Source organism: Pseudomonas antarctica (genome assembly GCF_900624995.1).
Taxonomy (GTDB): Bacteria; Pseudomonadota; Gammaproteobacteria; order Pseudomonadales; family Pseudomonadaceae; genus Aquipseudomonas; species Aquipseudomonas antarctica.
This window is the reverse complement of sequence record NZ_UYXQ01000001.1, coordinates 67,839-92,463: the sequence shown is the minus strand read 5'-3', so window position 1 is coordinate 92,463 and position 24,625 is coordinate 67,839. Positions and strand designations below refer to the sequence as shown.

General features: G+C 60.2%; 24 protein-coding genes and 1 pseudogene. 17 read left to right on the top strand and 8 right to left on the bottom strand.

Annotation, left to right across the window (positions count from 1 at the left end; translation table 11 throughout):
• Positions 1-98: 98 nt before the first annotated feature.
• From E0F99_RS30990 to rsd, 8 genes and pseudogenes are all read left to right on the top strand, one after another.
• Positions 99-215, top strand: a pseudogene (locus E0F99_RS30990) (sensor histidine kinase); the annotation flags it as partial.
• Positions 212-958, top strand: a complete 747-nt coding sequence (locus E0F99_RS00450; RefSeq protein ID WP_083356154.1) for a LytR/AlgR family response regulator transcription factor — start codon at positions 212-214, stop codon at positions 956-958. The pseudogene E0F99_RS30990 and the gene E0F99_RS00450, both read left to right, overlap by 4 nt.
• Positions 959-1,096: 138 nt before the next feature.
• Entirely contained in the window at positions 1,097-2,038 is a 942-nt protein-coding gene (gene hemC / locus E0F99_RS00445) for a hydroxymethylbilane synthase (protein ID WP_083356155.1), read from the top strand.
• The gene (locus tag E0F99_RS30350; protein ID WP_083356156.1) at positions 2,035-2,784 is read left to right on the top strand and encodes a uroporphyrinogen-III synthase; all 750 of its coding nucleotides are present in this window, start codon (positions 2,035-2,037) and stop codon (positions 2,782-2,784) included. The genes hemC and E0F99_RS30350 overlap by 4 nt, the downstream gene beginning before the upstream one ends.
• Before the next feature lie 39 nt (positions 2,785-2,823).
• Complete coding sequence (locus E0F99_RS30345) at positions 2,824-3,939, top strand: uroporphyrinogen-III C-methyltransferase (RefSeq protein WP_083356157.1); 1,116 nt, start codon at positions 2,824-2,826, stop codon at positions 3,937-3,939.
• Between the two features lie 5 nt (positions 3,940-3,944).
• Complete coding sequence (locus E0F99_RS00435; RefSeq protein WP_083356158.1) at positions 3,945-5,186, top strand: heme biosynthesis protein HemY; 1,242 nt, start codon at positions 3,945-3,947, stop codon at positions 5,184-5,186.
• A 236-nt stretch (positions 5,187-5,422) separates the two neighbouring features.
• Complete coding sequence (locus E0F99_RS00430; RefSeq protein WP_083356159.1) at positions 5,423-5,947, top strand: disulfide bond formation protein B; 525 nt, start codon at positions 5,423-5,425, stop codon at positions 5,945-5,947.
• Between the two features lie 211 nt (positions 5,948-6,158).
• The gene (rsd, locus tag E0F99_RS00425; RefSeq protein ID WP_083356160.1) at positions 6,159-6,617 is read left to right on the top strand and encodes a sigma D regulator; all 459 of its coding nucleotides are present in this window, start codon (positions 6,159-6,161) and stop codon (positions 6,615-6,617) included.
• A gap of 54 nt (positions 6,618-6,671) precedes the next feature.
• On the opposite strand, the gene E0F99_RS00420 is transcribed toward rsd, so the two are convergent.
• A complete protein-coding gene (locus E0F99_RS00420; RefSeq protein ID WP_083356161.1) occupies positions 6,672-7,349 on the bottom strand; it encodes an FKBP-type peptidyl-prolyl cis-trans isomerase in 678 nt (225 codons plus the stop codon).
• Positions 7,350-7,541: 192 nt separating this feature from the next.
• Between E0F99_RS00420 and E0F99_RS00415 the strand changes: the two genes are divergently transcribed.
• Positions 7,542-8,726, top strand: a complete 1,185-nt coding sequence (locus E0F99_RS00415) for an AlgP family protein (protein WP_083356162.1) — start codon at positions 7,542-7,544, stop codon at positions 8,724-8,726.
• Here the strand turns inward: E0F99_RS00415 and E0F99_RS00410 are convergent.
• Positions 8,723-9,187, bottom strand: coding sequence for a TIGR02444 family protein (locus tag E0F99_RS00410; RefSeq protein WP_083356163.1), 465 nt, complete (start codon positions 9,185-9,187; stop codon positions 8,723-8,725). The genes E0F99_RS00415 and E0F99_RS00410 overlap by 4 nt on opposite strands.
• A gap of 50 nt (positions 9,188-9,237) precedes the next feature.
• On the opposite strand from E0F99_RS00410, the gene E0F99_RS00405 reads away from it, so the two are divergent.
• From E0F99_RS00405 to E0F99_RS00395, 3 genes are all read left to right on the top strand, one after another.
• A complete protein-coding gene (locus E0F99_RS00405; RefSeq protein WP_083356164.1) occupies positions 9,238-11,148 on the top strand; it encodes an ATP-binding cassette domain-containing protein in 1,911 nt (636 codons plus the stop codon).
• A complete protein-coding gene (locus E0F99_RS00400) occupies positions 11,148-11,720 on the top strand; it encodes a mechanosensitive ion channel family protein (protein ID WP_083356165.1) in 573 nt (190 codons plus the stop codon). The genes E0F99_RS00405 and E0F99_RS00400 overlap by 1 nt, the downstream gene beginning before the upstream one ends.
• Before the next feature lie 89 nt (positions 11,721-11,809).
• The gene (locus E0F99_RS00395) at positions 11,810-12,442 is read left to right on the top strand and encodes a LysE family transporter (protein ID WP_083356166.1); all 633 of its coding nucleotides are present in this window, start codon (positions 11,810-11,812) and stop codon (positions 12,440-12,442) included.
• A 137-nt stretch (positions 12,443-12,579) separates the two neighbouring features.
• Here E0F99_RS00395 and E0F99_RS00390 read toward each other — a convergent pair whose 3' ends face one another.
• Genes E0F99_RS00390 through E0F99_RS00375 form a run of 4 tightly spaced genes read right to left on the bottom strand, consistent with a single transcriptional unit; the run spans position 12,580 to position 15,723 of the window.
• Entirely contained in the window at positions 12,580-13,320 is a 741-nt protein-coding gene (locus E0F99_RS00390; RefSeq protein WP_083356167.1) for a penicillin-binding protein activator LpoB, read from the bottom strand.
• Between the two features lie 3 nt (positions 13,321-13,323).
• A complete protein-coding gene (lpoB, locus tag E0F99_RS00385; RefSeq protein WP_083356168.1) occupies positions 13,324-13,911 on the bottom strand; it encodes a penicillin-binding protein activator LpoB in 588 nt (195 codons plus the stop codon).
• Positions 13,912-13,946: 35 nt separating this feature from the next.
• On the bottom strand, positions 13,947-14,318 hold the full coding sequence (locus E0F99_RS00380; RefSeq protein ID WP_083356169.1) for a YcfL family putative periplasmic lipoprotein: 372 nt from the start codon (positions 14,316-14,318) through the stop codon (positions 13,947-13,949).
• 10 nt (positions 14,319-14,328) lie between these two features.
• Positions 14,329-15,723, bottom strand: coding sequence for a COG3014 family protein (locus E0F99_RS00375; RefSeq protein WP_083356170.1), 1,395 nt, complete (start codon positions 15,721-15,723; stop codon positions 14,329-14,331).
• Between the two features lie 256 nt (positions 15,724-15,979).
• On the opposite strand from E0F99_RS00375, the gene E0F99_RS00370 reads away from it, so the two are divergent.
• Together E0F99_RS00370 and E0F99_RS00365 are read left to right on the top strand one after the other, a co-directional pair.
• Positions 15,980-17,875 carry an FTR1 family protein gene (locus tag E0F99_RS00370; RefSeq protein WP_083356171.1) on the top strand — a complete coding sequence of 632 codons (1,896 nt, stop codon included), beginning with the start codon at positions 15,980-15,982 and terminating at the stop codon, positions 17,873-17,875.
• Between the two features lie 2 nt (positions 17,876-17,877).
• Positions 17,878-18,333 carry a YaiI/YqxD family protein gene (locus E0F99_RS00365; protein ID WP_083356172.1) on the top strand — a complete coding sequence of 152 codons (456 nt, stop codon included), beginning with the start codon at positions 17,878-17,880 and terminating at the stop codon, positions 18,331-18,333.
• A 105-nt stretch (positions 18,334-18,438) separates the two neighbouring features.
• Here E0F99_RS00365 and elbB read toward each other — a convergent pair whose 3' ends face one another.
• On the bottom strand, positions 18,439-19,104 hold the full coding sequence (elbB, locus tag E0F99_RS00360) for an isoprenoid biosynthesis glyoxalase ElbB (RefSeq protein ID WP_083356173.1): 666 nt from the start codon (positions 19,102-19,104) through the stop codon (positions 18,439-18,441).
• A gap of 116 nt (positions 19,105-19,220) precedes the next feature.
• Between elbB and E0F99_RS00355 the strand changes: the two genes are divergently transcribed.
• Positions 19,221-20,456 (top strand): sterol desaturase family protein, encoded by a 1,236-nt coding sequence (locus E0F99_RS00355; RefSeq protein WP_083356174.1) that lies wholly within the window; start codon positions 19,221-19,223, stop codon positions 20,454-20,456.
• Here the strand turns inward: E0F99_RS00355 and E0F99_RS00350 are convergent.
• Positions 20,437-21,072 (bottom strand): DedA family protein, encoded by a 636-nt coding sequence (locus tag E0F99_RS00350; RefSeq protein ID WP_083360343.1) that lies wholly within the window; start codon positions 21,070-21,072, stop codon positions 20,437-20,439. The genes E0F99_RS00355 and E0F99_RS00350 overlap by 20 nt on opposite strands.
• 208 nt (positions 21,073-21,280) lie before the next feature.
• Between E0F99_RS00350 and hemB the strand changes: the two genes are divergently transcribed.
• Together hemB and ppk1 are read left to right on the top strand one after the other, a co-directional pair.
• Complete coding sequence (gene hemB / locus E0F99_RS00345; protein ID WP_083356175.1) at positions 21,281-22,294, top strand: porphobilinogen synthase; 1,014 nt, start codon at positions 21,281-21,283, stop codon at positions 22,292-22,294.
• A gap of 18 nt (positions 22,295-22,312) precedes the next feature.
• On the top strand, positions 22,313-24,535 hold the full coding sequence (gene ppk1, locus E0F99_RS00340) for a polyphosphate kinase 1 (RefSeq protein ID WP_083356176.1): 2,223 nt from the start codon (positions 22,313-22,315) through the stop codon (positions 24,533-24,535).
• The last annotated feature ends 90 nt before the right edge of the window (positions 24,536-24,625 follow it).

The window sequence follows — 24,625 nt, the reverse complement described above, 5'->3', positions numbered from 1 at the left end:
GGGTATTCGGATTGTGTATCAGCAAACCCTACGACGATGCCCGAAGGCAGCAGGTCTTGGGCGCAATTGAACAGGTCCGGGTAAATATGGGTGCCGCTGCCGGGGCACTTTTTGCCGCTCGCGCTAGTCTTAGCGTGGATCGCTGTGACGCAAGTCACCGCACCTCTCTACGCTATCCTTGTGCGAGACTCACGCAGGAATCCAGCGCAATATGAATGTCCTGATCGTTGATGACGAACCCCAAGCCCGCGAGCGACTGAGCCGTATGATCAGTGAACTCGAGGGTTATACAGTCCTTGAACCTAGCGCCACCAGCGGCGAGGAGGCGTTGACGCTGATCGACAGCCTCAAGCCGGATGTGGTGTTGCTCGATATTCGCCTGCCAGGCCTTGATGGCCTGCAAGTGGCCGCCCGCCTGAGCGAGCGAGAATCGCCGCCTGCCGTGGTGTTGTGTGCAGCTCAAGAAGAGTTTTCTGCACAGACGCTCCAAGACAGTGGTGTCAGCTTTGTCGCCAAGCCGGTGACCGCCGAAGCGCTGCTCAAGGCGCTGAAAAAAGCCGAGCGCCCTAACCGCGTGCAACTCGCCGCGCTGACCCAGCCGGCAGCCCAGAGTGGCAATGGGCCGCGCAGCCATATCAGTGCGCGGACGCGTAAAGGTATCGAGCTGATTCCCCTGAACCAGGTGGTCTACTTTATCGCCGACCACAAGTACGTGACCCTGCGTCACGAGGCCGGTGAAGTCTTGCTCGATGAGCCGCTCAAGGCCCTTGAAGATGAGTTCGGCGACCGCTTTGTGCGCATCCACCGCAACGCGCTGGTGGCCCGCGAGCGAATAGAACGCCTGCAACGCACACCCCTTGGGCACTTTCAGTTATTCCTGAAAGGGCTCAACGGCGACGCTTTGATTGTCAGCCGACGCCACGTCGCCGGTGTGCGCAAGATGATGCAGCAGCTTTAGCCCGAGGGCTTTGGCGCGGTCTGCATGCTTTATCCCGGTGCGACGCGGCCAGGGAGGCCCCGCACTTGCTGATTCAAATCAAAGCGTATTTGCCTGAGCTGTTATTATCTGCCGTATCTATTCAGTACGGATTGATCCATGTCCTCTCGCGAAATCCGCATCGCCACCCGTAAAAGCGCCCTGGCCTTGTGGCAGGCCGAATACGTCAAAGCACGCCTTGAGCAGGCCCATCCTGGGCTTAACGTGTCCCTGGTGCCCATGGTCAGTCGTGGCGACAAGCTGCTGGACTCGCCATTGTCGAAGATTGGCGGCAAGGGCCTGTTCGTCAAGGAACTGGAAACCGCTCTGCTGGAAAACGAAGCCGACATCGCCGTGCATTCGATGAAAGATGTGCCGATGGACTTCCCCGAAGGGCTTGGCTTGTATTGCATCTGCGAACGCGAAGATCCGCGTGATGCTTTCGTTTCCAATACTTACGCGTCGCTGGACGAGCTGCCCCTGGGCAGTATCGTCGGCACCTCGAGCCTGCGTCGGCAGGCGCAGTTGCTGACCCGGCGACCGGACCTGCAAATCCGCTTTTTGCGCGGTAACGTCAACACTCGCCTGGCCAAGCTGGACGCCGGCGAATATGACGCGATTATCCTCGCTGCCGCCGGTTTGATTCGTCTGGGTTTCGAAGACCGAATCACCTCGGCCATCAGCGTTGAAGATAGCTTGCCTGCGGGCGGCCAGGGCGCAGTGGGCATTGAATGCCGCACCGCCGACAGTGAGATTCACGCCCTGCTCAAACCCCTTGATCATCAAGACACCGAGATCCGTGTGACGGCCGAACGTGCCCTGAACAAACACCTCAATGGTGGTTGCCAAGTGCCGATCGCCTGCTACGCCGTGCTCGAAGGTGAAAACCTTTGGCTGCGTGGCTTGGTAGGTGACCCGGCAGGAGGCACGCTGCTCACCGCCGAGGTGCGCGGGCCGCAACGCGATGCCACCGCATTGGGTATCCAGGTGGCAGAAGAGCTGCTGGAGAAAGGCGCTGGCGCCATTCTGCAGAACGTCTACGGCGAGGCCGGCCCGCAGTGACCGACTGGCGTGTGCTGCTGACGCGGCCTGCCGAGGAATCAATGGCCCTGGCCGCGACGCTGTCCGAAGCTGGCATTTTCAGCAGCATCCTGCCGTTGCTGGACATAGAAGCCGTGCCGGTGACGGGCGAGCAGCAGGCGGTTTTTCGCGACCTGGGCCGCTATAGCGCGGTGATCGTGGTCAGTAAGCCGGCCGCGCGACTTGCCTTGCACCAGTTGGATCGGCCCTGGCCGCATCTACCCTGGTTCAGCGTCGGCGCGGCCACTGCGCAGGTACTGGCCGGTCATGGCCTCAAGGTTTACTACCCGCAAACCGGCGACGATAGCGAAGCCTTGCTTGCCTTACCCGCCTTGCGCGAGGCTATCGCAGGCCCCCGCGCCCGGGTGCTGATCCTGCGAGGCGAGGGTGGACGCGAGTTGCTGGCTGAGCGTTTACGCGAGCAAGGTGCTAGTGTCGACTATCTGGAGTTGTATCGTCGTTTGCTTCCGGCATATGGCCCGGGGGCGCTGATACAACGTATCCAGTTGGAACGCTTGAACGGCGTGGTGGTCAGCAGTGGGCAGGGTTTTTTGCACCTGCAAGCCTTGGCCGGCGAAGATTGGTCACAGGTGGCGCAGCTGCCGTTGTTCGTGCCCAGCCCGCGGGTTTATGAAATGGCGCGGGCCGCTGGCGCAGTAAACGTTGTGGATTGTCGCGGCGCGAGTGCCGCGGCGTTGTTAGTGGCGATGCGCAGCTGTGCCTTATGAGGCTGCCGCCCCACTCTCTGATACGCAAAGGACGGATACGTGAGCGAAACAGCCTTGCCTAAAGATGAAACCCAGCCCGCACTTGATGCGCCGGTTGAGTCACCGGTCACCGCGCCACGCCGTGGCAATGGCCTGGTAATCGTAGCCCTATTACTGGGTGCCGCAGGTGTTGCCGCCGGCGGTTGGGGCATCTGGCAGGTCCGCGCCCTGCAAGCCAGCAGCCAGCAGCAGCTGGGCCAGGTGCAGACCCTTGATGATCAATCCCAGTCGCTCAAGCAGAGCCAGCAACAACTGGCCGCTCGGCTGGCGCAATTGCCCGCAGCGAATGAGTTGGAGGAGCGTCGCCGCCTGGTAGCGCAACTGCAGGGTGATCAGCAGCGTCTCAGCCAGCGCCTGGAAACCGTGCTGGGTGCCAGCCGCCAGGACTGGCGCCTGGCCGAAGCGGAACACTTGATCCGCCTGGCCAGCTTGCGTCTGTCTGCCCTGCAGGACATCAACAGTGCCCAGTCGCTGGTTCAGGGCGCCGATGAAATTCTGCGTGAGCAGAGCGACCCCGGCGCGTATGCCGCGCGTGAGCAGTTGGCCAAGAGCCTCGCCGCACTGCGCAGCACCGAGCAGCCGGATCGTACCGGGCTGTACCTGCAACTGGCGGCCTTGCGTGATCAGGTCGTGCAGTTGGCCGCGATCGCACCGCAATACCAGCTCACCGAGCCGGCTTCCCAAGGTCGCCCGACCACTGATACGGACAGCCGCTGGAGCCAATGGTGGGAGCAGATTTCCCGCTACTTCCGCATCGACTTCAACCCTGACGATAACATTCGCCCGCTGCTCGCCGGCCAAGGCTTGAGCCAGGTACGCCTGGCCTTGAGCCTCGCCTTGGAGCAAGCGCAATGGGCCGCGCTCAATGGTGAGACGGCGGTGTACAGCCGTTCCTTGGGTGAAGCGCGCAGCGTGCTGCAGGACAACTTCAATCAGGACAACCCGCAGAGCAAGGCGATCCTTGCGCGGATTGCCGAGCTTGAGCCCAAGGCCGTTTCCGTGGTCACGCCGGACCTGGCTTCGAGTTTGGCGGCCGTGCAGGCCTATCTTGAGCGTCGTCATCTTTCTGCCGATGAAGCCAAGGCTTCGGCGGGCACGCCGGCGGCCAAGGAGTAGAGCGGATGAAGCGTTTCTATGTGATTTTGGTGCTGGCGATTGCAATCGCCCTGGCACTGGCCGTGGGTATTTCGAAACACACCGGTTACGTGCTGATTACCTACCCGCATCTGCTGCATTACGAGTCGAGCCTGTGGGCCACACTGGTGGCGGTGTTTGCGGTGGTCCTGGTGATCTACCTGGTCCGTGTGCTGATTAGCCTGGTTACCACCTCTGGCGGGGTGGTTAACCCTTGGTCGCGGCGCAACCGCAGCCGCCGGGTACAGATAGCGATTGAGCAGGGCCAGATGGACCTCGCCGAAGGTCGCTGGGCCAGTGCCGAACGCCACCTGTACCGTGCCGCCGAAGCAGAGCGTCAGCCGTTGCTTTACTACCTTGGCGCAGCGCGTGCAGCTAATGAGCAGGGCCGTTATGAAGAGTCTGACGGTTTTCTGGAGCGCGCCCTGGAGCGTCAGCCCCAGGCTGAGCTGGCCATCGCTTTGAGCCATGCACAATTGCAGATGGACCGCGCAGACACTGAAGGTGCGCTGGTCACGCTGCAAGCGATGCATGAGCGTCATCCGCATAACCCGCAGGTGTTGCGTCAGTTGCAGCGCTTGCATCAACAGCGGGGCGATTGGTCGGCGGTGATTCGTCTGCTGCCGGAGTTGCGTAAGGACAAAGTCCTTCCCGCCAGCGAATTGGCTGAGCTGGAGCGCCGTGCCTGGGGCGAAAACCTCGGCCTGGCTGCTCTGCGTGAAGAGCAGGGCGAAGCCGGTTTGCAGTCTCTGGACCGGGCATGGGAGCAACTGACATCCGCGCAGCGCCAGGAGCCGCAACTGGTGCTGGCGTACGCTGAGCAGCTGCGACGATTGGGTGCCGATGCCAAGGCTGAAGAAGTGCTGCGCGGCGCAATCAAGCGCGGTTATGACAGTCATTTGATTCGACTTTACGGCTTGCTGCGTGGTGCAGACCCGGCCCGGCAATTGAAATTTGCCGAGGGTTGGCTGAAGGATCATTCGGGCGATGCCAGCTTGCTGTTGACCCTGGGCCGTCTTTGCCTGCAAAACAGTTTATGGGGCAAGGCGCGGGATTATTTGGAAAGCAGCCTGCAGGTGCAGCGCAATCCTGAAGCCTGTGCTGAGCTGGCGCGTCTGCTGGCTCAATTGGGCGACACCGAGCGCAGCAATCAATTATTCCAGGAAGGCCTGGGCCTGTTGGACAGCCGTTTGCTGGCATCACCGTTGCCAGCGCCTGCGCGAGTTTGAAGTAGGAAAGAGGACGAAGGTTGGCTCAGATGCTTCTATGGGCCAACCGTCCATTGCCTTCTAAACACGGGGTCTAAAACGCTGCGCAGTAAATTCCTACTGCTAGCAGCTTGAAGTCATCCAGTTTCTGACGGCATATCCCTATGCTCTCGCGGAATTGTCTGCTCTAGCGTGTATTGAAAGGGGTCGGGCCTTTCCTCTACCGTAACGGCCTATCTCTTGCGGTACGGATAACAATGTCTTTGGCCCCTTCACGCTCCTTGTTTCTCCTGGCGTTCATGGCTGGTGCGCTGACGTTGGGTGCGTCTTTTTATCTCGAGTATGGCGCGCTGCTCCGTCCGTGTTTCCTTTGCCAGGTGCAACGCATCTTTCTGGCAACCTTCACGCTGATCAATCTGGTTGCTGCGATTCATAATCCCAAGCGCTCCTCTGCGGCCTATTTCTACTGGCTGGCCAGCATGGGGTGTACATTACTCGGAGCTATCACTGCCGTGCGCCAGGTGCTGCTACAAAATGCCGCAGCGGAGCAGGCCGCGGATTGCTGGCCGAGTCTGCAGTACATGATTGAAAACCTGTCGATGTGGCAAGCACTGCAGTTAACGGTCAAAGGCACCGTCGACTGCGCAGAGATCAACTGGACACTGTTTGACCTGAGCCTTCCCGAGTGGAGCTTGCTGTTCTTTGTGGCGATGTTGATCCTGGGTATTACGCAGTTTTCTTCATTGTTGCTGAGCCGCCGTTTAGGCCTTGCGAGCCCGTAAAAACACGTCACAGTGCGTAGGACGGGATTAAACACTTGTATGAACTTTCTCTCCTGCGTACCTTGAAGCCATAGTCATGCGGGCATAATCTGGCCCGCACGCATTATCGAAACCGTTTGTCAGATGCGGCCTTGTCCGGCTGCCGCTTTATCCTTGAAGTGTTGCGCGGGCACAGAGCGGCAGCGCCCCCCTATAGGGAAGAGAGATCATCATGCTGGAAAGTTGTCAGAATGCTCAGGAACGCTGGGGTGGGGTGCACAAGCTGATCGACAGCTGGTTGAAGGCACGTCACGAACTGGTTCGGGCCTTTGATGCTCTCGGCGCCAAGCCTGAGGCACTGGCTGAAAATCGCGAACCGTTGCAGGAATTCTGTGGTGTGTTGGTGGACTACGTGTCTGCCGGCCATTTCGGCGTCTACGAACAACTGACCAAAGAGGCGGAAGCTTTTGATGATCAGCGTGGTCTGGACTTGGCCGAGACGCTTTACCCGCGAATCGATGTCATCACCGAAAAGCTGCTGGCGTTTACCGACCTGTGTGATGCAGGCAAATGTGTTGCGGAAAAATTCAAAGAGCTTGGTGGGTTGCTGCATGAGCGTTTCGAACTGGAAGACTGCCTGATCGAAGTGCTGCATAACGCCCATAAGGAAGAGGCGGCCACCCAGGCCTGAACCTCGGCGGCAAGATAAAAAAACGGTGCGCATGGCGCACCGTTTTTTATTGGGTCAGTGGCGGGTACCTAGCAATTCGATCTCGAACACCAGTGGCGTATACGGTGGTATCAACTCACCCGCACCGTCGGCGCCGTAGGCTTGGGCAGATGGAATGACCAGCCGCCATTTAGCGCCCACCGGCATCTGCTGCAGGGCACTGGTCCAGCCGCTGATCACGCTGTCCAGGCGAAACCATTGCGGCTGCGTACTTTTGTCGAAGACGGTTCCATCGGGTAATCGCCCCACGTAGTTCACGTGCACCTCATCACTGGCTAACGGCTTGCTGCCGCTGCCTGGCGTGAGTTCCGTAAGCAGGATGCCATCCGCTAGTTCACGCACGCCGCTTGCGGCTTTTTCCTTGGTTAAAAATTGTTGCTCTGCGGCGAGTGCTTTTTCGCTTTGTGGCGCCTGAGCGTCTGCGGCGGTTTGTGCTTCGTGCTGGGCGAGAATCTGCTCGATGCGCGCGTTGTCCAGCGCCAGTGGCTTGCCTTGGTAGGCTTGCTTGAGGCCGTCGAGCAAGGCTTGGATCTGCAGGTCGGGGACTTCCTGGCGCAAACGTTCGCCGAGGCTGGCCCCAAGACTGTAGGCGAGGTCGTGTGAGTCGTTGGCAGTTGTTTTGGGCGGCGATTGCTCACCCGCATTGGCTGCAAAAACCACCAAGCCAAGCACTAAAAAAAGGTGACGCGACATGAGTATTCTCCCGCCGAAAGTGCGACGGATTATGCCAGTGTGAGTGCGTAAAAAGTGTCGTGGGTTTTCGTTATCTCGATAAGAATTTTCGCGCGGTGCAACGCAAGGCAAACGATACTGTCAACATGCCCTAGCGGCGGTAAGAGCAGAGGGCTAGTATGAGCCGCACCCACGTCAGCCAGGAGGTAAACCATGTCGGCCAAACAGAAGCCTGTAAATACCCCGTTGCATTTACTCCAACAACTTTCGGGCAGCTTGCTCGAACATCTGGAAAGCGCGTGTTCCCAAGCCTTGGCTGATGCAGAAAAACTGCTCGCCAAACTGGAAAAACAACGCGGTAAAGCGCAAGAAAAGCTGCACAAATCCCGCACCAAACTGCAAGACGCCGCGACTGCCGGCAAGGCTAAGGCACAAGCCAAAGCCAAAGACGCTGTCAAAGAACTTGAGGACCTGTTGGACGCCCTCAAGGATCGCCAAGCTGAAACCCGCACCTACATTTCTCAACTCAAACGCGATGCTCAGGAAAGCCTGAAACTGGCCCAGGGCGTTGGTCGTGTGAAAGAAGCTGTGGCTAAAGTACTGGGCGCTCGCACGCCAGCAAAAGCTGTTGCGTCGAAAGCTTCGGCCAAGCCAACTGCCAAAACGGCTGCGGCAAAACCAGTCGCCAAGCCAGCTGCCAAAACGGCTGCTGCAAAACCAGCCGCCAAGCCAACTGCCAAAACGGCTGCTGCAAAACCAGCCGCCAAGCCAGCTGCCAAAACGGCTGCTGCAAAACCAGCCGCCAAGCCAACTGCCAAAACGGCTGCTGCAAAACCAGCCGCCAAGCCAGTTGCCAAAACGGCTGCTGCAAAACCAGCCGCCAAGCCAGCTGCCAAACCTGCTGCTGCAAAACCAGCCGCTAAGCCAGCTGCCAAAACGGCTGCTGCAAAACCGGCCGCCAAGCCAGCGGCTAAAACTGCTGCTGCGAAACCAGCCGCCAAGCCAGCGGCTAAAACGGCTGCTGCGAAACCAGCCGCCAAGCCAGCGGCTAAAACGGCTGCTGCAAAACCGGCCGCCAAGCCAGCGGCTAAAACGGCTGCTGCAAAACCGGCCGCCAAGCCAGCTGCCAAACCTGCTGCTGCAAAACCGGCCGCCAAGCCAGCTGCCAAACCTGCTGCTGCAAAACCAGCCGCCAAGCCAGCTGCCAAACCTGCTGCTGCGAAACCAGCCGCTAAGCCAGCTGCCAAACCTGCTGCTGTAAAACCAGCGGCAAAACCAGCTGCTGCCAAGCCAGCAGCTCCGGCTGCTACCCCGGCCGCGTCCACCGCGCCAACCGCATCGGCCAGCAGCACCCCTGCACCGGTAGCGCCAAGCACCACCCCAACCAGCGCTTCCTAAGTGCCGGTGGCCATGGCGCGCAGCGATTGCAGCGCGTCGTGGTCAAGGTTGGCGGCTTCGGTCGCCAAGCCTTCAAGCCATCCTTGTTGATCCTCGCTTTCTCCGATCGGCCATGCTTGCGTTAGCGTCTCCAGCCGCGTCAGCAACTGCCGTTCCGCCTCCTGCTCCAGGGCTTTGACCCGTTCGCGTAACGCCGCCAATGGCTCATCCTGCTGCGCCATGGCTCGCCACTGCACGCGCACCTGTCGTAATGGTTCGACCACTTCTTTCTGCCACGGCCGCGCAATGTCCTGCAGCGCCTGCATGCGTTCGGGCGTCGGCGTCACGCCGCGCTGTTCCAGCCACGCGCCACAGAGCAACAGGCACACATTCGCGCCTTGCGCCTGCAAGCGCAGGCAAGCGGCTTCGCACCCTGAGCGGGCGTAAGTCGAGAGGGCAAAGCTCCACAGGTCAGCGCACATATTCACACCCAAGCCAGCGGCCAACGAAGCTGGTAGACTCCGCCGCCATTATGATCCGACTTCAAAGCCTAACATTACAGCGTGGCCCGCAACGTCTTCTTGAAGACGCCGAGCTGACTCTGCACGCCGGTCACAAAGCCGGCCTGATCGGTGCCAACGGCGCCGGCAAATCCACGTTGTTCGCCCTGTTGCTCGGTGAGCTGACCCCGGACTCCGGGGACTGCCTGCTGCCCGCCGACTGGCGCATCGCCCATATGCGCCAGGAGATCGACACCCTGGACCGCATTGCGATCGACTACGTGCTCGATGGCGACCTGCGTCTGCGTGAGGTGCAACACGACCTCGCCGAGGCTGAAAAAGCCCAGGACGGCGCCGCCCAGGCCCGCCTGCACTCGGAACTCGACAGTGCCGACGGCTACACCGCCGACGCGCGCGCGCGCAAGATGCTTGCCGGCCTTGGTTTTACCAATGAGCAGATGGATCGCCCGGTCGCTGACTTCTCCGGTGGCTGGCGCATGCGCCTGAACCTGGCCCAGGCGCTGATGTGCCCCTCGGACCTGTTGCTGCTCGATGAGCCGACCAACCACTTGGACCTCGATGCGATCCTGTGGCTGGAGGATTTCCTCAAGAGCTACCCGGGCACTTTGCTGCTGATTTCCCACGACCGGGATTTCCTCGACGCCGTGGTCGACAACATCGCCCACGTCGAACAGAAGAAAATCACCCTGTACCGTGGCGGCTACACTGCGTTCGAACGTGCGCGCGCCGAGCGTCTGGCCCAGCAGCAACAGGCCTTCGAGAAGCAACAGGCGCAACGTGCGCACATGGAAAGCTACATCGCCCGGTTCAAGGCCCAGGCCACCAAGGCCCGTCAGGCCCAGAGCCGGATCAAGGCGTTGGAGCGCATGGAAGAGCTGTCGGCGGCTCACGTCGATTCGCCGTTCGACTTCGTGTTTCGCGAGTCGGTGAAGATCTCAAGCCCTTTGCTGGACCTTTCGGATGCACGCCTGGGGTATGGTGACAAAACCATCCTGGAGAAGGTCAAGCTGCAGCTCACGCCGGGTGCGCGCATCGGTTTGCTCGGCCCTAACGGTGCGGGCAAGTCGACGCTGATCAAGAACCTGTCGGGTGAATTGCAGCCTCTGGCCGGCCGCCTGACCCGTGGCGAGAACCTGGTGGTGGGCTACTTCGCCCAGCATCAGCTGGATTCGCTCGACGCCAAGGCCAGCCCGCTGCTGCACCTGCAACGCCTGGCGCCGACCGAGCGCGAGCAGACCTTGCGTGACTTCCTCGGCGGCTTCGACTTCCGTGGCGCGCGCATTGATGAGCCGGTGCTGAACTTCTCTGGTGGCGAAAAGGCTCGACTGGCCCTGGCGTTGATCGCCTGGGACCGCCCGAACCTGTTGCTGCTCGACGAACCGACCAACCACCTGGACCTGGAAATGCGTCTGGCGCTGACCATGGCCCTGCAGGAATTCAGTGGTGCGGTATTGGTGGTGTCTCACGATCGCCACTTGCTCAAGAGCACCACCGACAACTTCCTGCTGGTGGCTGACGGCAAAGTTGAAGAGTTCGACGGCGACCTGGACGACTACGCCCGCTGGTTGACGGAGTACCGCCTGCGCAACGCGCCGGCCAGCAACACGCCGGTCAACCCGGACAAGACCGACAAGAAAGCCCAGCGCCAGGCCGCCGCCGCCCTGCGTCAGCAACTGGCGCCGCACAAGCGTGAAGCTGACAAGCTGGAAGCCGAACTGGGTAAGGTGCACGAGCGTCTGGCCAAGATCGAAGCCAGCCTGGGCGACAGCGCCGTGTACGAGGCTGCGCGCAAGGACGAGTTGCGCGACCTGCTGGCTGAACAAGCCAAGCTCAAGGTGCGTGAAGGCCAGTTGGAGGAAAGCTGGATGGAAGCCCTCGAACTGCTCGAAAGCCTGCAAGCGGAGCTGGAGGCGCTGTCCTGATGGAAACGCTGCAATTGCCGTTGCCGACACAGTGGATCGAGCCTGCGTGGATCGGCGTGCAAATCCTGCTGATCCTGTTGGCCGGTTATCTTGCCCAGCGTTTCGTTGCCAAAGGCCTCACCCGTCTGGGTGAGCGCTACCCGTTTCCACCGCAATTGCTGATGCCGCTGCGCGGAGGCCTGCGCTGGCTGATCATGGGCGGTGCGTTGATCTTCGTGTTGGGTCGTCTAGGTGTGTCTGCCACGGTGTTGTGGACGGCGTTGTCGGGGTTTGTCGCGGTGGCTGCCGTGGCGTTCTTCGCCATGTGGTCGGTGCTGTCCAACCTGTTGTGCGCGATCTTGATCTTCACTGTCGGGCCGTTTCGCCTCGGTGACATCGTCGAGCTGGTGGATACCGTCGACAAACCGGGCGTTAAAGGCCGGGTCGTCGCGATCAATCTGCTGTACACCACGCTGATCGAAGTCGAAGAGGCGGGCTCCGATAGCGCGATGGTGCAAGTGCCTAACAGCTTGTTCTTCCAGCGCTCGGTGCGGCGTTGGCCCGGCACCCATGTGTTCCCGGGCGACCGCTAATATCCCGACCCATTAAAAATAGATAGCCAGCCTTTGGTCGGCGGAGTTAGCTTTAGGTACAACCGCTAACTCTCCCCCTGAGGTGTGTAATGGCACTCGACACATGGCTGGCCTTTTTCCTGGCCAGTTGGATCATTTCTCTTTCCCCCGGCGCAGGTGCCATCGCTTCGATGTCCAGCGGCCTGCAATACGGTTTCTTGCGTGGCTACTGGAATGCCATTGGCTTGCAACTGGGCCTGGCGATGCAAATCGCCGTGGTCGCGGGCGGCTTGGGTGCCATTTTGGCGGCGTCTTCCACTGCGTTCTATGCGATCAAATGGTTTGGTGTGGCGTACCTGGTGTACCTGGCCATCAAGCAATGGCGTGCCCTGCCCATGGACATGAGCGAGGACGCGGCGATACGCCCGATCGGTAAGCCGATGGCAATGATGTTCCGTGGGTTCCTCGTCAACGCCAGCAACCCCAAAGCCCTGGTGTTCATGCTGGCGGTGCTGCCGCAGTTCGTGAACCCGCAGGCGCCTTTGCTGATCCAGTACCTGATCCTGGGCGCGACCATGATCAGCGTCGATATGATCGTGATGGCGGGGTATACGGGGCTGGCGTCGAAGGTCTTGCGCCTGTTGCGTACGCCTAAGCAGCAAAAGCGTATGAACCGCACGTTTGCCGGTTTGTTTGTCGGGGCTGCGGGGTTTCTCGCCAGCTTGCATCGCGCAACGGCGTAACGGACGAGACCGGATTAAAAATGTGCGAGCTGGCTTGCCTGCGATGCAGGCACCTCGGAGTATCAGGCACAACCAGTTGATGCCATCGCAGGCAAGCCAGCTCCCACATTGATAAGTGCAAGCCGGACCGCCTGGGTTCAGCGCAGAATCTTCGGCGCCTCATCCCTTGGCAGGTTATTGCGCAACGCAGGCTTGCCCGGGTCTTGATACCCGCCGCCCAATTGCTCCGCCAACTGGCGCGCCACGTCCTCACCCAAGGCTTTCGACACTTCCTTCACCACGCGTGGCCGGTTCAGGCTTACGCGAACATCGCGGCTGTTCACCAGCTTGGTGTCCTGACCTTCGCCCATTGCGGTAAACGCCGAGGTGATCTCGAAAGTGCGCGTGTTGATCAGGCTGAAGTCCGCCACCAGTGTCAGGCCGAGCACGGCCGAATAGCTGTTGGTGTGGTCCAGGGCGTTGATGTCCTGGGTGAAGTCGATGTCTGACAGGGTGCCGAACAACACGTAGTCCGCGCCCTTAAAGTTGCCGGCCTTGATGCGCTTGATCACGTCATAGACGTCACCCTTGGCGTCAGTGGTATAAGGCGTGCCTTGCACCAGCTGGAACTGGTGCGACTTGAGAATCTCGCCCTTGATATCACCGCTGAATTTACGCAGCTCGGCCTGTTCGATGTAGCGGGTGCGGCTCTCGTACTCGCTGTAGTTCGACGCACCGCTGGCGTGATACGCGCTGGCCTGGAAGTTGTTGCTGGCCGAGACCGCGTGGATGTACTCCTCGACCCGCGCCTCGTAGGCCAGGTCGGTCACCGCGATCTTCGGGGCCGCCGAGGCGCCAAAGGCGCACAGCAAGCTGATCAAACTGATCCATACACGCATTGCTTAGCGCTCCGTGGTCTTGCGGATTTCTTTCTCGTCCATCCATTCGGCCAGGCCGCTTTCGACGTCGATCAGTTGCAGGCTGAACTTGTAGAACACGTCCTTGTAGTCCGAGCTGCGCTTGACGATGGAGCTGATCGAGCCTTCCAGGCGGTACTTGGCGGCGACCATGTTGCCGGTCTTGCTGACGGTGGACTTCTTGTACAAACCGCTCTGGTTCTGCAGCTTCAGCTGGTCGACCTGGCTTTGCATGTCGGTGTTGTCGCTGGCGAAGCGGGCGGTGCCGGTCTTCATCAGTTGGGTCTTGATCGATGTCGTGATCTCGCGGGTGTCGATGTACTCGCTGGTCTTGTTCTTCACGTCATACACCTGCACCACCGGGCGGCCTTGCAAGATGCCGGACTGGGCCAAGGAGCGGGTCATGCTTTCGGCGATCATCTGCAAGTCGGTTGAACCGAACTCGTTGGTCACCAGTTCCACGGCCTTAGTGTCGCCGTAGCTGATGTTCTTGCCACCGAGTACCGGCGAGGTGTTGGAGCAACCGCTGGCCAGAAGAGCGACGACGGCGAGAATCGAGAAGCGTGCAAACATGGGGAAATCTCTCTGGAAACTGATCGGTGAGGGCTTCAAGGCGTTTTCACTTCAAGACGGAAGTCAGCCGCTTGGGGCAAGTTGGCGATGGCCGGCAGGAAGGTGGCCTGGTTGGCGTACAGGTTCAGTACCTTCCAGGTTTCCTCATCGCCCACCGGGAAGCCGTCGGCACCCAGCCAGGCAAAGCGGTAATACATCATCTGGTTGCTGCTGGTGATGTTGCTCAACTGCACCTTGGTCGTGAGGAAGCCGTTTTCGCGGGCCACACGAATGGCGCCGACGGCGATGCCTTTGAACTTGCCCATCACTACGATTTTGCTGGCGGCGCTGCCGGGTTCCGGCGGCGGTGGGGTGGCGCAGCCGGCGAGCAGGACCAGCGCCAGGGCGCCGAGAATGAAATGACGCATAGCGTGCTCCTTAAGGTTGTTTGAGGGCGATGGCCTGGGTGGACGTGCTCGGCACCACATGAGCGGCCAGGCCACCGGCAAATACTTGGTTGCCGACCACGCGCAGGGTGATCACCTGATAGCGCTGGTCAGCCTTGACCGTTACCCGCGTGCCGCCAAGGGCGTTGGGCAGGCTGACCTGGTGCTCACCGTGCTTGAGGCGCAGGCGCGTCACTTGGGTCATGTCCGGCAAGGTGCGCCAGGTGCGCGTGTCGGCGCCTTCGGTGACGGCTGAAGCGATGCCCAGCACCAGGCCTGCCATGGGATTGGTCTTGTTCAGGTTGTTCTGCGCAATACCACGGCTGACCGCGCGCACGGTGGTGCGCACGATGATCGCAGGCATGTCGTCACGCAGCGCGCGGCGTGACATGGCGGTGATGCTGTTGAGTGCGGTGAGGTTCTGTTGCTTGCCGTCCACGCCGATCTGGGCGAAGGCCGCGGTGGAGGTATCGGCTTTGATTACCGGGAACGACAGCGGGGTGATCACCAGGTTGCCATTGATCGGAATCGGCAGCGGCAGGCGGATCGAATCACGCGCCGGTGCCAGGCCGCTCTGGACCACGATCAGTACGTCTGTCTCATCGGCGCCGACCTTGGATTTATCCAGGTCCAGCAATGCTTGCTCCAGCAATGGCGTGTTGGGCCGTAGCTCGGCGGCCTTGCGATAGCCGGGCGCAGCCAGGTCTCTTTCGCCAAGCGCTTCGTAGACGAAGCCTGCCAGGTAATGGCTGAACGCACTCTGATAGCTGTTTTTCAGGTTGACCACGTCCGGCGCATTCAGTGCTTCCACCGGGTAGCCGCGCAGGTCTTTGATCTGGGTGGTGATGCCTTGGCGCTCGGCTTCGTTTTCGCGCTTGAGGTATTCCTTGTCGCGCAGGTCGGCGATCACGGCTTCGCGTTCGTGGGTCTTCTTGATCTCGGTGCGGGCGCCGTCGAAGTCATTCAGGGCCAGCAGGTTCAAGGCCATCTGGGTGGTCAGCATGACTTTTTCGTAGTCATAGCCTTCATAGCGGCGCACTTTATCGTTGACCATGAAGCTGGCGAACTGAGCGAGGTACTTCTCGCTGTCGAACTTGACCGATTCTTCCCACTTGTACACCTGCAGATCAGCGCTACGCCAGGCGGTCTGGCTGCCGGTGAGGTCGCCCTTGGCGCGCAACAACTCACCCTTTTCAAAGAAATAGAGCAGGTCTTTGTCTTCGCTGGTGTTGTTCTTTTCCAACAGGTTCAATGCGCCGTCGACATTGCCAGTGGCCAGTTGTTGGTTGGTGGCTTGCAACTCAGTGTCGTAGCTGCGAAACATTGAGCACCCGGACAGCAAGGTCATCGCTACGAGCGCGAGCGGAGTTAAGGCGCGAAATGCCATGCAAGCTTCTTCCCTGAAAGTGATCAGCCGATCTGCTAATTCCTCATAAAAACGAGGAAATAAATTCCCTTTCGCAATAACAGGGCGCGGCATTATAGGCGCCATTACTGGCAAAACAATGGCTTTTTGCTTCGTTTTTTGCGCGAGTGCCATTATTTCGACGGCGATATTTCCACCGTTTTATTACTGACGCCTTGAGTCAAACCCCTTAAAGATAAACAATGTGTTACTTCGCATTTCCCTTTGAGATTCATTCATGACTGCCCTCTACCGTTTTCTCGCCTGGCTGATGCTGCCGGCGCTGATGTCGTGCAGCTTTAATCTGTTGGCGGCGACTGCCGAGGGCGCACCTCAAGCCCTGCACCTGCTGGATTACATCGGTGCTGACTACCCGCCGACGGTGGACGCGGGCAAGGTCGTGGATGAATCCGAATACCGCGAGCAGGTGGAGTTTCTTGGGGTATTGCAGGGCTTGGTCGCGAATTTACCCGCGAAGCCCGAGCGCGCCGACTTGATAAAAGGCGTTAATGAATTACTGGCGGCGGTGACCGCGCGTGAGGAGGGCACGACCGTTGCCCACCAGGCCCGTCAATTAGGTGCCAAGTTGGCAGTGGCGTACGAAGTCAGCCAGGCCCCTGCGATCACACCAGACCCCACGCGCGGCGCACCGCTCTACGCCCAGCATTGCTCGGTATGCCACGGCACTGCGGGCGCGGGTGATGGCCCGGCCAGCACGGGCATGACGCCGCCGCCCGCGAACTTGCGGGACGCTGCGCGGCTTGACCGCCTGAGCCTCTATGCGATCTACAACACCCTGGGTCTGGGCGTCGAAGGCACCGACATGCCGTCCTTTGCCGACCAATTGGATGACCGCCAGCGCTGGGACTTGGCAACCTACATCGCCGGCTTCACCGCCGACCCGGCTGCGGCAAAAAGCGAACACCCCTTCAACCTCGCTGACCTGGCCCGCCAGACCCCCAACGAAGTGCTGGCTGCAAAAGGCCCGGCTGCAGCGGCGACGTTCCGCGCCCAGCGTGCGCAACCGCCGCAGGTCAAGCGTGGTCCGGCACAGTTGCTTGATTACACCGCGACGACCCTGGACAAGAGCCTCGCCGCGTTCCGCAACGGTGATCACGAACAGGCTTATGACTTGTCGGTAGCGGCTTACCTGGAAGGCTTCGAGCTGGTGGAAAGCTCCCTGGACAACGTCAACGCCAACGTGCGCAAAGACACTGAGAAAGCCCTGATGGCTTACCGGCAGTCGTTGCAGGACGGCTTACCGATCGAGCAGGTGCAGCAACGTCTGGATGTGGCCAAGGGCAAGCTCACCGAATCTGCCGGCTTGCTGGGCAGCGATGGCCTGAGCTGGTCGTTGAGCTACATCTCCGGCTTGCTGATCCTGTTGCGTGAAGGTCTGGAAGCGATTCTGGTGCTGGCGGCGGTCCTCGCGTTCCTGCGCAATACCGGCCAGCAATCGGCGGTGCGCAGCGTCAACATCGGCTGGGGGCTGGCACTGGTGGCCGGTCTGGCGACCTGGGCATTGGCGGCGTATGTGATTGACGTCAGCGGTGCTCAGCGTGAATTGCTGGAAGGTTGCACGGCGCTGTTTGCCAGTGTGATGGTGCTGTGGCTGGGCGTGTGGATGCACGACCGGCGCCACGCGGCAGCCTGGCAGGACTACATCAAGAGCAGCCTGGTAAGCGGTGGCGGGCGTTTCGGTTTTGCGATGCTGGCGTTCTTTTCGGTATACCGCGAGCTGTTCGAAGTGATCCTGTTTTACGAAACCCTGTGGCTGCAAGCCGGTCCGGCCGGGCATAACGCGGTGTTGGCGGGTGGCGCCACGGCGCTAGTGCTGCTGGTGGGCTTGGCCTGGGTGATCCTGCGCGGTTCGGCGAAGCTGCCATTGGCGTTGTTCTTTGGTATCAACGCGGCGCTGTTGTGCGCGCTGTCGGTGGTGTTCGCCGGGCATGGCGTGAAGGCGCTGCAGGAAGCAGGCATCTTCGGCACGCGGCCGGTGGCGTTCTTTGACTTCGACTGGCTGGGCATTCACGCCGATGCCTACTCGCTGAGCGCGCAGGCCGTGGCGATCCTGGCGATTGTGCTGCTGTACGGCCGCAGCCGCGTGGCGGAAAAACGCCGTGTGGCAGCATAACCATGCGCGTATGGATCGATGCAGATGCTTGCCCTCGTGCGGCCAAGGACCAAGTGGTGAAGTTCGCCCTCAAGCGTCAGTTCGAAGTGGTGCTGGTGGCCGGGCAGAGCCAGATCAAGCCGAGTTTTGCCTGCGTGAAGCTGATCGTGGTGCCCAGCGGCCCGGACGCGGCGGATGACTATCTGGTTGAGCACGCGGTGCCCGGAGAGTTGGTGATCTGCAGCGATGTGCCGCTGGCCGACCGGCTGGTAAAAAAGGGCGTGACGGCCCTCGATCCTCGAGGTAAGGAGTTCAGCCCGGCGAACATGAGTGAGCGGTTGGCGGTGCGTAACCTGTTCACCGATCTGCGTGAACAGGGCCAGCTGGGCGGCGGCCCACCGCCTCATGGGGAAAAGGACAAGCAGGCATTCGCCAATTCGCTGGACAGGCTACTGACCAAGTTGATGCGCGAGGCCTGACCTTGTGAACAGGGCTTTTTGTGGCTGACGCGTTGCTGTGGCGAGCGGGCTTTTCGGGGCAAGCCCGCTCGCCACGACAGGTGGGCTAGCCACCATTAAGCGCGCTCAATCATTCTCGTGGGTCAATTCCAACACCCGATCCACCAGCTTGTTGATGCCTGAAGCCACTTCACTGATGCTCTTGCCGAGCATGTAGGCTGGGGTGCTCACCAGTTTGCGGGCCTTGTCCTCGACAATGTCCTCAACCCCGCATTCCTGATGGGTGGCGCCCATTTTGTCCAGGGCAGCGGCGGTCTCGGCGCAATTGCCGATGGTGCAGGTTACGCCGGGGCCGTAGATCTTCGCGGCCAGCGCCGGCGAGATGCAGATCAGCCCCATCGGCTTGCCCGCTTCGGCAAACGCTTCGGCCAGCGCCAGCACCTGCGGGTTGACGCTGCAACCCGCGCCTTCCACGGCAAAGTTCGACAGGTTCTTCGCCGCGCCAAAACCGCCGGGCACGATCAGTGCGTCGAAGTCTTCGGCGCTGGCTTCACGAATGTCCTTCACTTCACCCCGCGCGATCCGCGCCGACTCCACCCACACATTGCGCGACTCGGGCATCTCTTCGCCCGTGAGGTGGTTGATCACGTGATGTTGCGCGATATCCGGCGCAAAACATTGGACCTCAGCGCCACGCTGGTCCAGGCGCAGCAAGGTGATCACACTTTCGTGGATCTCTGCGCCGTCATACACGCCACAGCCGGATAGGATCACTGCAATCTTTTTGCTCATGAGTATTTCTCCCTATTTCATGGCGTTAAATGTCTACTAATTTGTCACCTGTTGCCAATGGGATCTCGCGCCGCTACACCTAATCTTGATGTAACAAAAATAGACCGGACTAGCCCATGGACTTCGTGCCTTACGCGGTACCGTTTTTCATTGCCTTGATCGTGGTTGAGCTGCTGGCCGACCACTGGCGCGGCCAGCGCAACTATCGGGTGGCGGATGCTATCAACAGCCTCAGCACCGGTGTGCTGTCGACTACCACCGGGCTGTTGACCAAAGGTGTGGGCCTGCTGACCTACGCGTTCGCCCTCAAGCACCTGGCATTGATTGAACTCTCGGGCCAGAACGTCTGGACCTGGGTGTTCGCCTTCGTCTTCTACGACTTTTGCTACTACTGGCTGCACCGCTGTGGCCATGAGCGCAATATCCTGTGGGCCGCGCACTCGGTGCATCACCAGAGCGAGGACTACAACCTCACCACCGCCTTGCGCCAGACCAGCACCGGCTTTCTGCTGAGCTGGATTTTCTATTTGCCGCTGGCTGTGGTGGGCGTGCCGCTGGTGGTGTTTATCAGCGTGGCGTCGCTCAATCTTCTGTATCAATTTTGGGTGCACACGCGCCACGTGCCCAAGCTCGGCTGGTTCGAGTGGTTCTTTGTCACACCGTCCAATCATCGGGCCCACCATGCACAGAATGCTCTTTACATGGATCGCAACTATGGCGGCGTGTTCATTATTTGGGACCGGCTGTTCGGCAGCTTCCAGGAAGAAGACGACAACGAACCGGTTATCTTTGGCGTCACCACGCCGTTGGCCAGTTGGAACCCACTGTGGGCCAACCTGCAGTTTTATGCGCAACTGTGGAGTGACGCGCGACGTACGCAGAGCAGGTGGGACAAGCTGCGCATCTGGTTCATGCGCACCGGTTGGCGGCCGGCGGATGTTAAGGCCAAATACCCGCTGGCCAAGCCCGACTTGAGCCAGTTCCGCAAATTCGAAGTGCCGCTGGACGCGCGCCAGCAGGTCTACATTGCCCTGCAATTCGCGGCGTATGTGGGGTTTGGCAGCTATTTGATGAATTTTGGCGAGGGGTTGCCCACGGCGGCGCTGGTCTTAGGCTGGAGTGCGATGGCCTTGGGGTTGTTTACGCTGGGCGTGGCCCTGGAGAATCGCCCCTGGGCATTGAAGGCTGAGATGGTGCGCCTGGGGCTGAATGTGCCACTGGTGTGGCTGGCGCCGCTGGTTGGGCTGTGGCCGGCCAGCAACTTGGGCTGGCTGGGCCTGGTGAGTTACAGCTTGCTCAGCGTGATCGGCCTCTACTGTTGCAGAGACCGGCTTACTCGATTGGCGTCTTAGGCGCGTCGATCGGGGCTGGCTCGGCGGCGAGCCGGGCCTTTGCATCTTCGCAGGCCTGGCGCGCAATGCGCGCGTTCTTGAAGCGGCGACGTAGCCACAGGCCTAGGCCCAGCAACAGCAGCGCGCCCAACACCCACAGCTCATATTTCTTGATGCTGCCCAGCATGCCTTCCAATACCGCGCCAAAATGGTAAGCCGCAGCGCCCAGCGCTGCTGCCCATACCGCAGCGCCAATGCCATTAAGCAGCAAATAGCGCAAAGGCGGGTAACCGGACAAGCCAATCGCCACCGGCATCACGGTTCGCAGACCATAGACGAACCGAAAGCTCAGCACCCAGATATCCGGATGTTTACGGATATGTTCCAGCGCTTTGTCGCCCATCAATTGCCAGCGCGGCTTGCGCGCAAGCAGCTTGCGCCCGTGCTTGCGCCCCATGTAGTACCAAAGCTGATCGCCGGCGTAGCTGCCAAAAAAGGCAACGACCACCACCAGGTTGATATCCATGTAGCCACGGAACGCCAGGAAGCCTGCGAGCACGAGGATGGTCTCGCCTTCGAAGAACGTGCCGAGGAAGAGAGCAAAGTAGCCGAAGTCATGCAGAAATTGTTGAAGCATGGTCTGGGGTGCTGGCGAAATGAACGCGCAGCCTACGCCTTCATGGAGATTCATGAAAGTATCGAGATGTGTCACGAGATGAACAATTCCTACGGAAATGACGAATGCGACTACAGGTCGCATCGATAAGCACAACTGTCATTCCTTCGTCATAATGGCCGCTTATAACTGCAACGCTCGCCCGTAAACACGGGCTCAGGAGTCTGTCGTGAGCTTTACCCCTGCCAATCGCCTGTTCCCCGCCACCCGCCTGCGTCGCAATCGCCGTGATGATTTTTCTCGCCGTCTGGTGCGTGAAAACGTGCTGACGACGAGTGATCTGATCTTGCCGGTGTTTGTATTGGACGGTGAAAATCGTCGGGAAGCGGTAGCGTCGATGCCGGGTGTGGAGCGTTTGAGCATTGATTTGCTGCTTGAAGAAGCGGCGAACTGGGTCGAACTGGGGATTCCGGCGCTGGCACTGTTTCCGGTGACGCCGTCTGAACTCAAGTCCCTTGATGCTGCCGAAGCCTGGAACCCGCAAGGCATTGCACAGCGCGCCACCCGCGCCTTGCGCGAACGTTTCCCGCAGCTGGGTGTGATTACCGACGTGGCACTGGACCCGTTCACCACCCACGGCCAGGATGGCATTCTTGACGCAGACGGCTATGTTCAAAACGACATTACCGTGGATGCGTTGGTCAAACAGGCGTTGTCCCATGCAGCGGCAGGCGCTCAGGTCGTCGCGCCGTCGGACATGATGGACGGTCGCATCCAGGCGATTCGTGAAGCCCTGGAGCTGGCCGGCTACGTTAACGTACGGATCATGGCCTATTCGGCCAAGTATGCCAGCGCCTATTACGGCCCATTTCGCGATGCGGTGGGCTCGGCACTGAACTTGGGCAAGGCCAACAAGGCTTCGTACCAGATGGACCCGGCCAACAGCCATGAAGCTCTGCACGAAGTGGCGGCCGACCTGGCCGAAGGCGCCGACATGGTGATGGTCAAGCCCGGGATGCCGTACCTGGACATCCTTTACCGGGTCAAAGAGGAATTCAAGGTGCCGACCTTTGTCTATCAGGTCAGCGGTGAATACGCCATGCACATGGCCGCGATCCAGAATGGTTGGTTGAGTGAAGGGGTGATCCTCGAATCCCTGACTGCCTTTAAACGTGCTGGCGCTGATGGCATTCTGACCTACTTCGCCGCCCGCGCCGCCCAATTGCTTAGAGAGCAACAATAGCCCTCACAGGAACACTCGATGAATACCGAAGGACTCTTAGAAGTTGCCGTAAAAGACGCTCACCCGGTGGTGGAAAAAGTCACCGAGACCCCGCCGGAGCTGGAGCCCGCACCGCCTGTTGTAGTGGCCGAGGCGCCCGCACCGGCCCCGGTGGTCGCGGTGACCAACCTGGATGACAGCAGCCTGTACATCCACCGCGAGCTGTCACAACTGCAATTCAACATCCGTGTGCTGGAGCAGGCGCTGGATGAGTCCTACCCGCTGTTGGAACGGCTGAAATTCCTGCTGATTTTCTCCAGCAACCTGGACGAGTTCTTCGAGATTCGCGTCGCCGGCCTCAAGAAGCAAATTACCTTCGCCCGCGAACAAGCCGGCGCCGACGGCCTACAGCCGCATCAGGCCCTGGCGCGCATCAGCGAACTGGTGCACGGCCATGTGGACCGCCAATACGCAATTCTCAACGACATCCTGCTGCCGGAACTGGAAAAACATCAGGTCCGCTTCATCCGTCGTCGCCACTGGACCACCAAGATCAAGACCTGGGTGCGCCGTTACTTCCGTGACGAGATTTCACCGATCATCACCCCGATCGGTCTCGACCCGACGCACCCGTTCCCGTTGCTGGTGAATAAGAGTCTGAACTTCATCGTCGAGCTGGAAGGCATCGACGCCTTTGGTCGCGATTCGGGCCTGGCGATCATCCCGGCGCCGCGTCTGTTGCCACGGATCATCAAGGTACCGGAAGAGGTGGGTGGCGCTGGCGACAACTATGTATTCCTGTCGTCGATGATCCATGCGCATGCCGATGACCTGTTCCAAGGCATGAAGGTAAAAGGCTGCTACCAGTTCCGCCTGACCCGTAACGCCGACTTGGCGCTGGACTCTGAAGACGTCGAAGACTTGGCCCGCGCGCTGCGCGGTGAGCTGTTTTCGCGGCGCTACGGTGACGCGGTGCGCCTGGAAGTGGCCGATACCTGCCCTAAACACCTGTCGGACTACCTGCTCAAGCAGTTCAACCTGGCCGAGTCCGAGTTGTACCAGGTCAATGGGCCGGTCAACCTGACGCGCCTGTTCAGCATCACCGGCCTGGACAGTCATCCGGAACTGCAATACACGCCGTTCACGCCGCAGATCCCGAAGTTGCTGCAAAACAGCGAGAACATTTTCAGCGTGGTGAGCAAGCAGGACATTCTGCTGCTGCACCCCTTCGAGTCTTTCACGCCGGTGGTCGACCTGCTGCGCCAGGCTGCCAAGGACCCGCATGTATTGGCCGTGCGCCAGACGCTGTACCGCTCCGGCGCCAACTCCGAAATCGTCGACGCATTGGTAGATGCCGCGCGTAACGGCAAGGAAGTCACCGCAGTGATCGAGTTGCGTGCGCGGTTCGACGAAGAGTCCAACCTGCAATTAGCCAGCCGTCTGCAAGCAGCCGGTGCGGTGGTGATCTATGGTGTGGTTGGTTTCAAGACCCACGCCAAGATGATGCTGATCCTGCGCCGCGAAGCCGGTGAGATCGTGCGTTACGCGCACTTGGGCACTGGTAACTACCACGCCGGTAACGCCAAGCTCTACACCGACTACAGCCTGCTGACCTCCGACGACGCCTTGTGTGAAGACGTCGGCAAGTTGTTCAGCCAGTTGATCGGCATGGGCAAGACCTTGCGCATGAAGAAGTTGCTGCACGCGCCGTTCACGCTCAAGAAGGGCATGCTCGACATGATTGCCCGCGAAACCCAGTTCGCTCTTGACGGCAAACCGGCGCACATCATCGCCAAGTTCAACTCGCTGACCGATCCGAAGATCATCCGCGCGCTGTACAAGGCCAGCCAGTCCGGTGTGCGCATCGACCTGGTGGTGCGCGGCATGTGCTGCCTGCGCCCAGGCATTGTCGGGGTCTCGCATAACATCCATGTTCGCTCGATCATCGGCCGCTTCCTGGAACACACGCGGGTGTTCTACTTCCTCAACGGCGGCGAGGAACAGATGTTCCTCTCCAGTGCCGACTGGATGGAGCGTAACCTCGATAAACGTGTGGAAACATGCTTCCCGGTGGAAGGCAAGAAGCTGATCATGCGCGTCAAGAAAGAGCTGGAAAGCTACTTGACCGACAACACCCACAGCTGGAGCCTGCAGTCGGACGGCCGTTACGTGCGTAACACACCGACCGGCAACCAGAACCCGCGCAGTGCGCAGGCCACCTTGCTGGAGAAGCTGGGTAGCCCGATTCTGGCGGTGAACTAAAGCCCGACACGGTCAAAAAATGTGGGAGGGGGCTTGCTCCCGATTGCAGTGGGTCCGTTGATGAATAGGTCAACTGACACTCCGCTATCG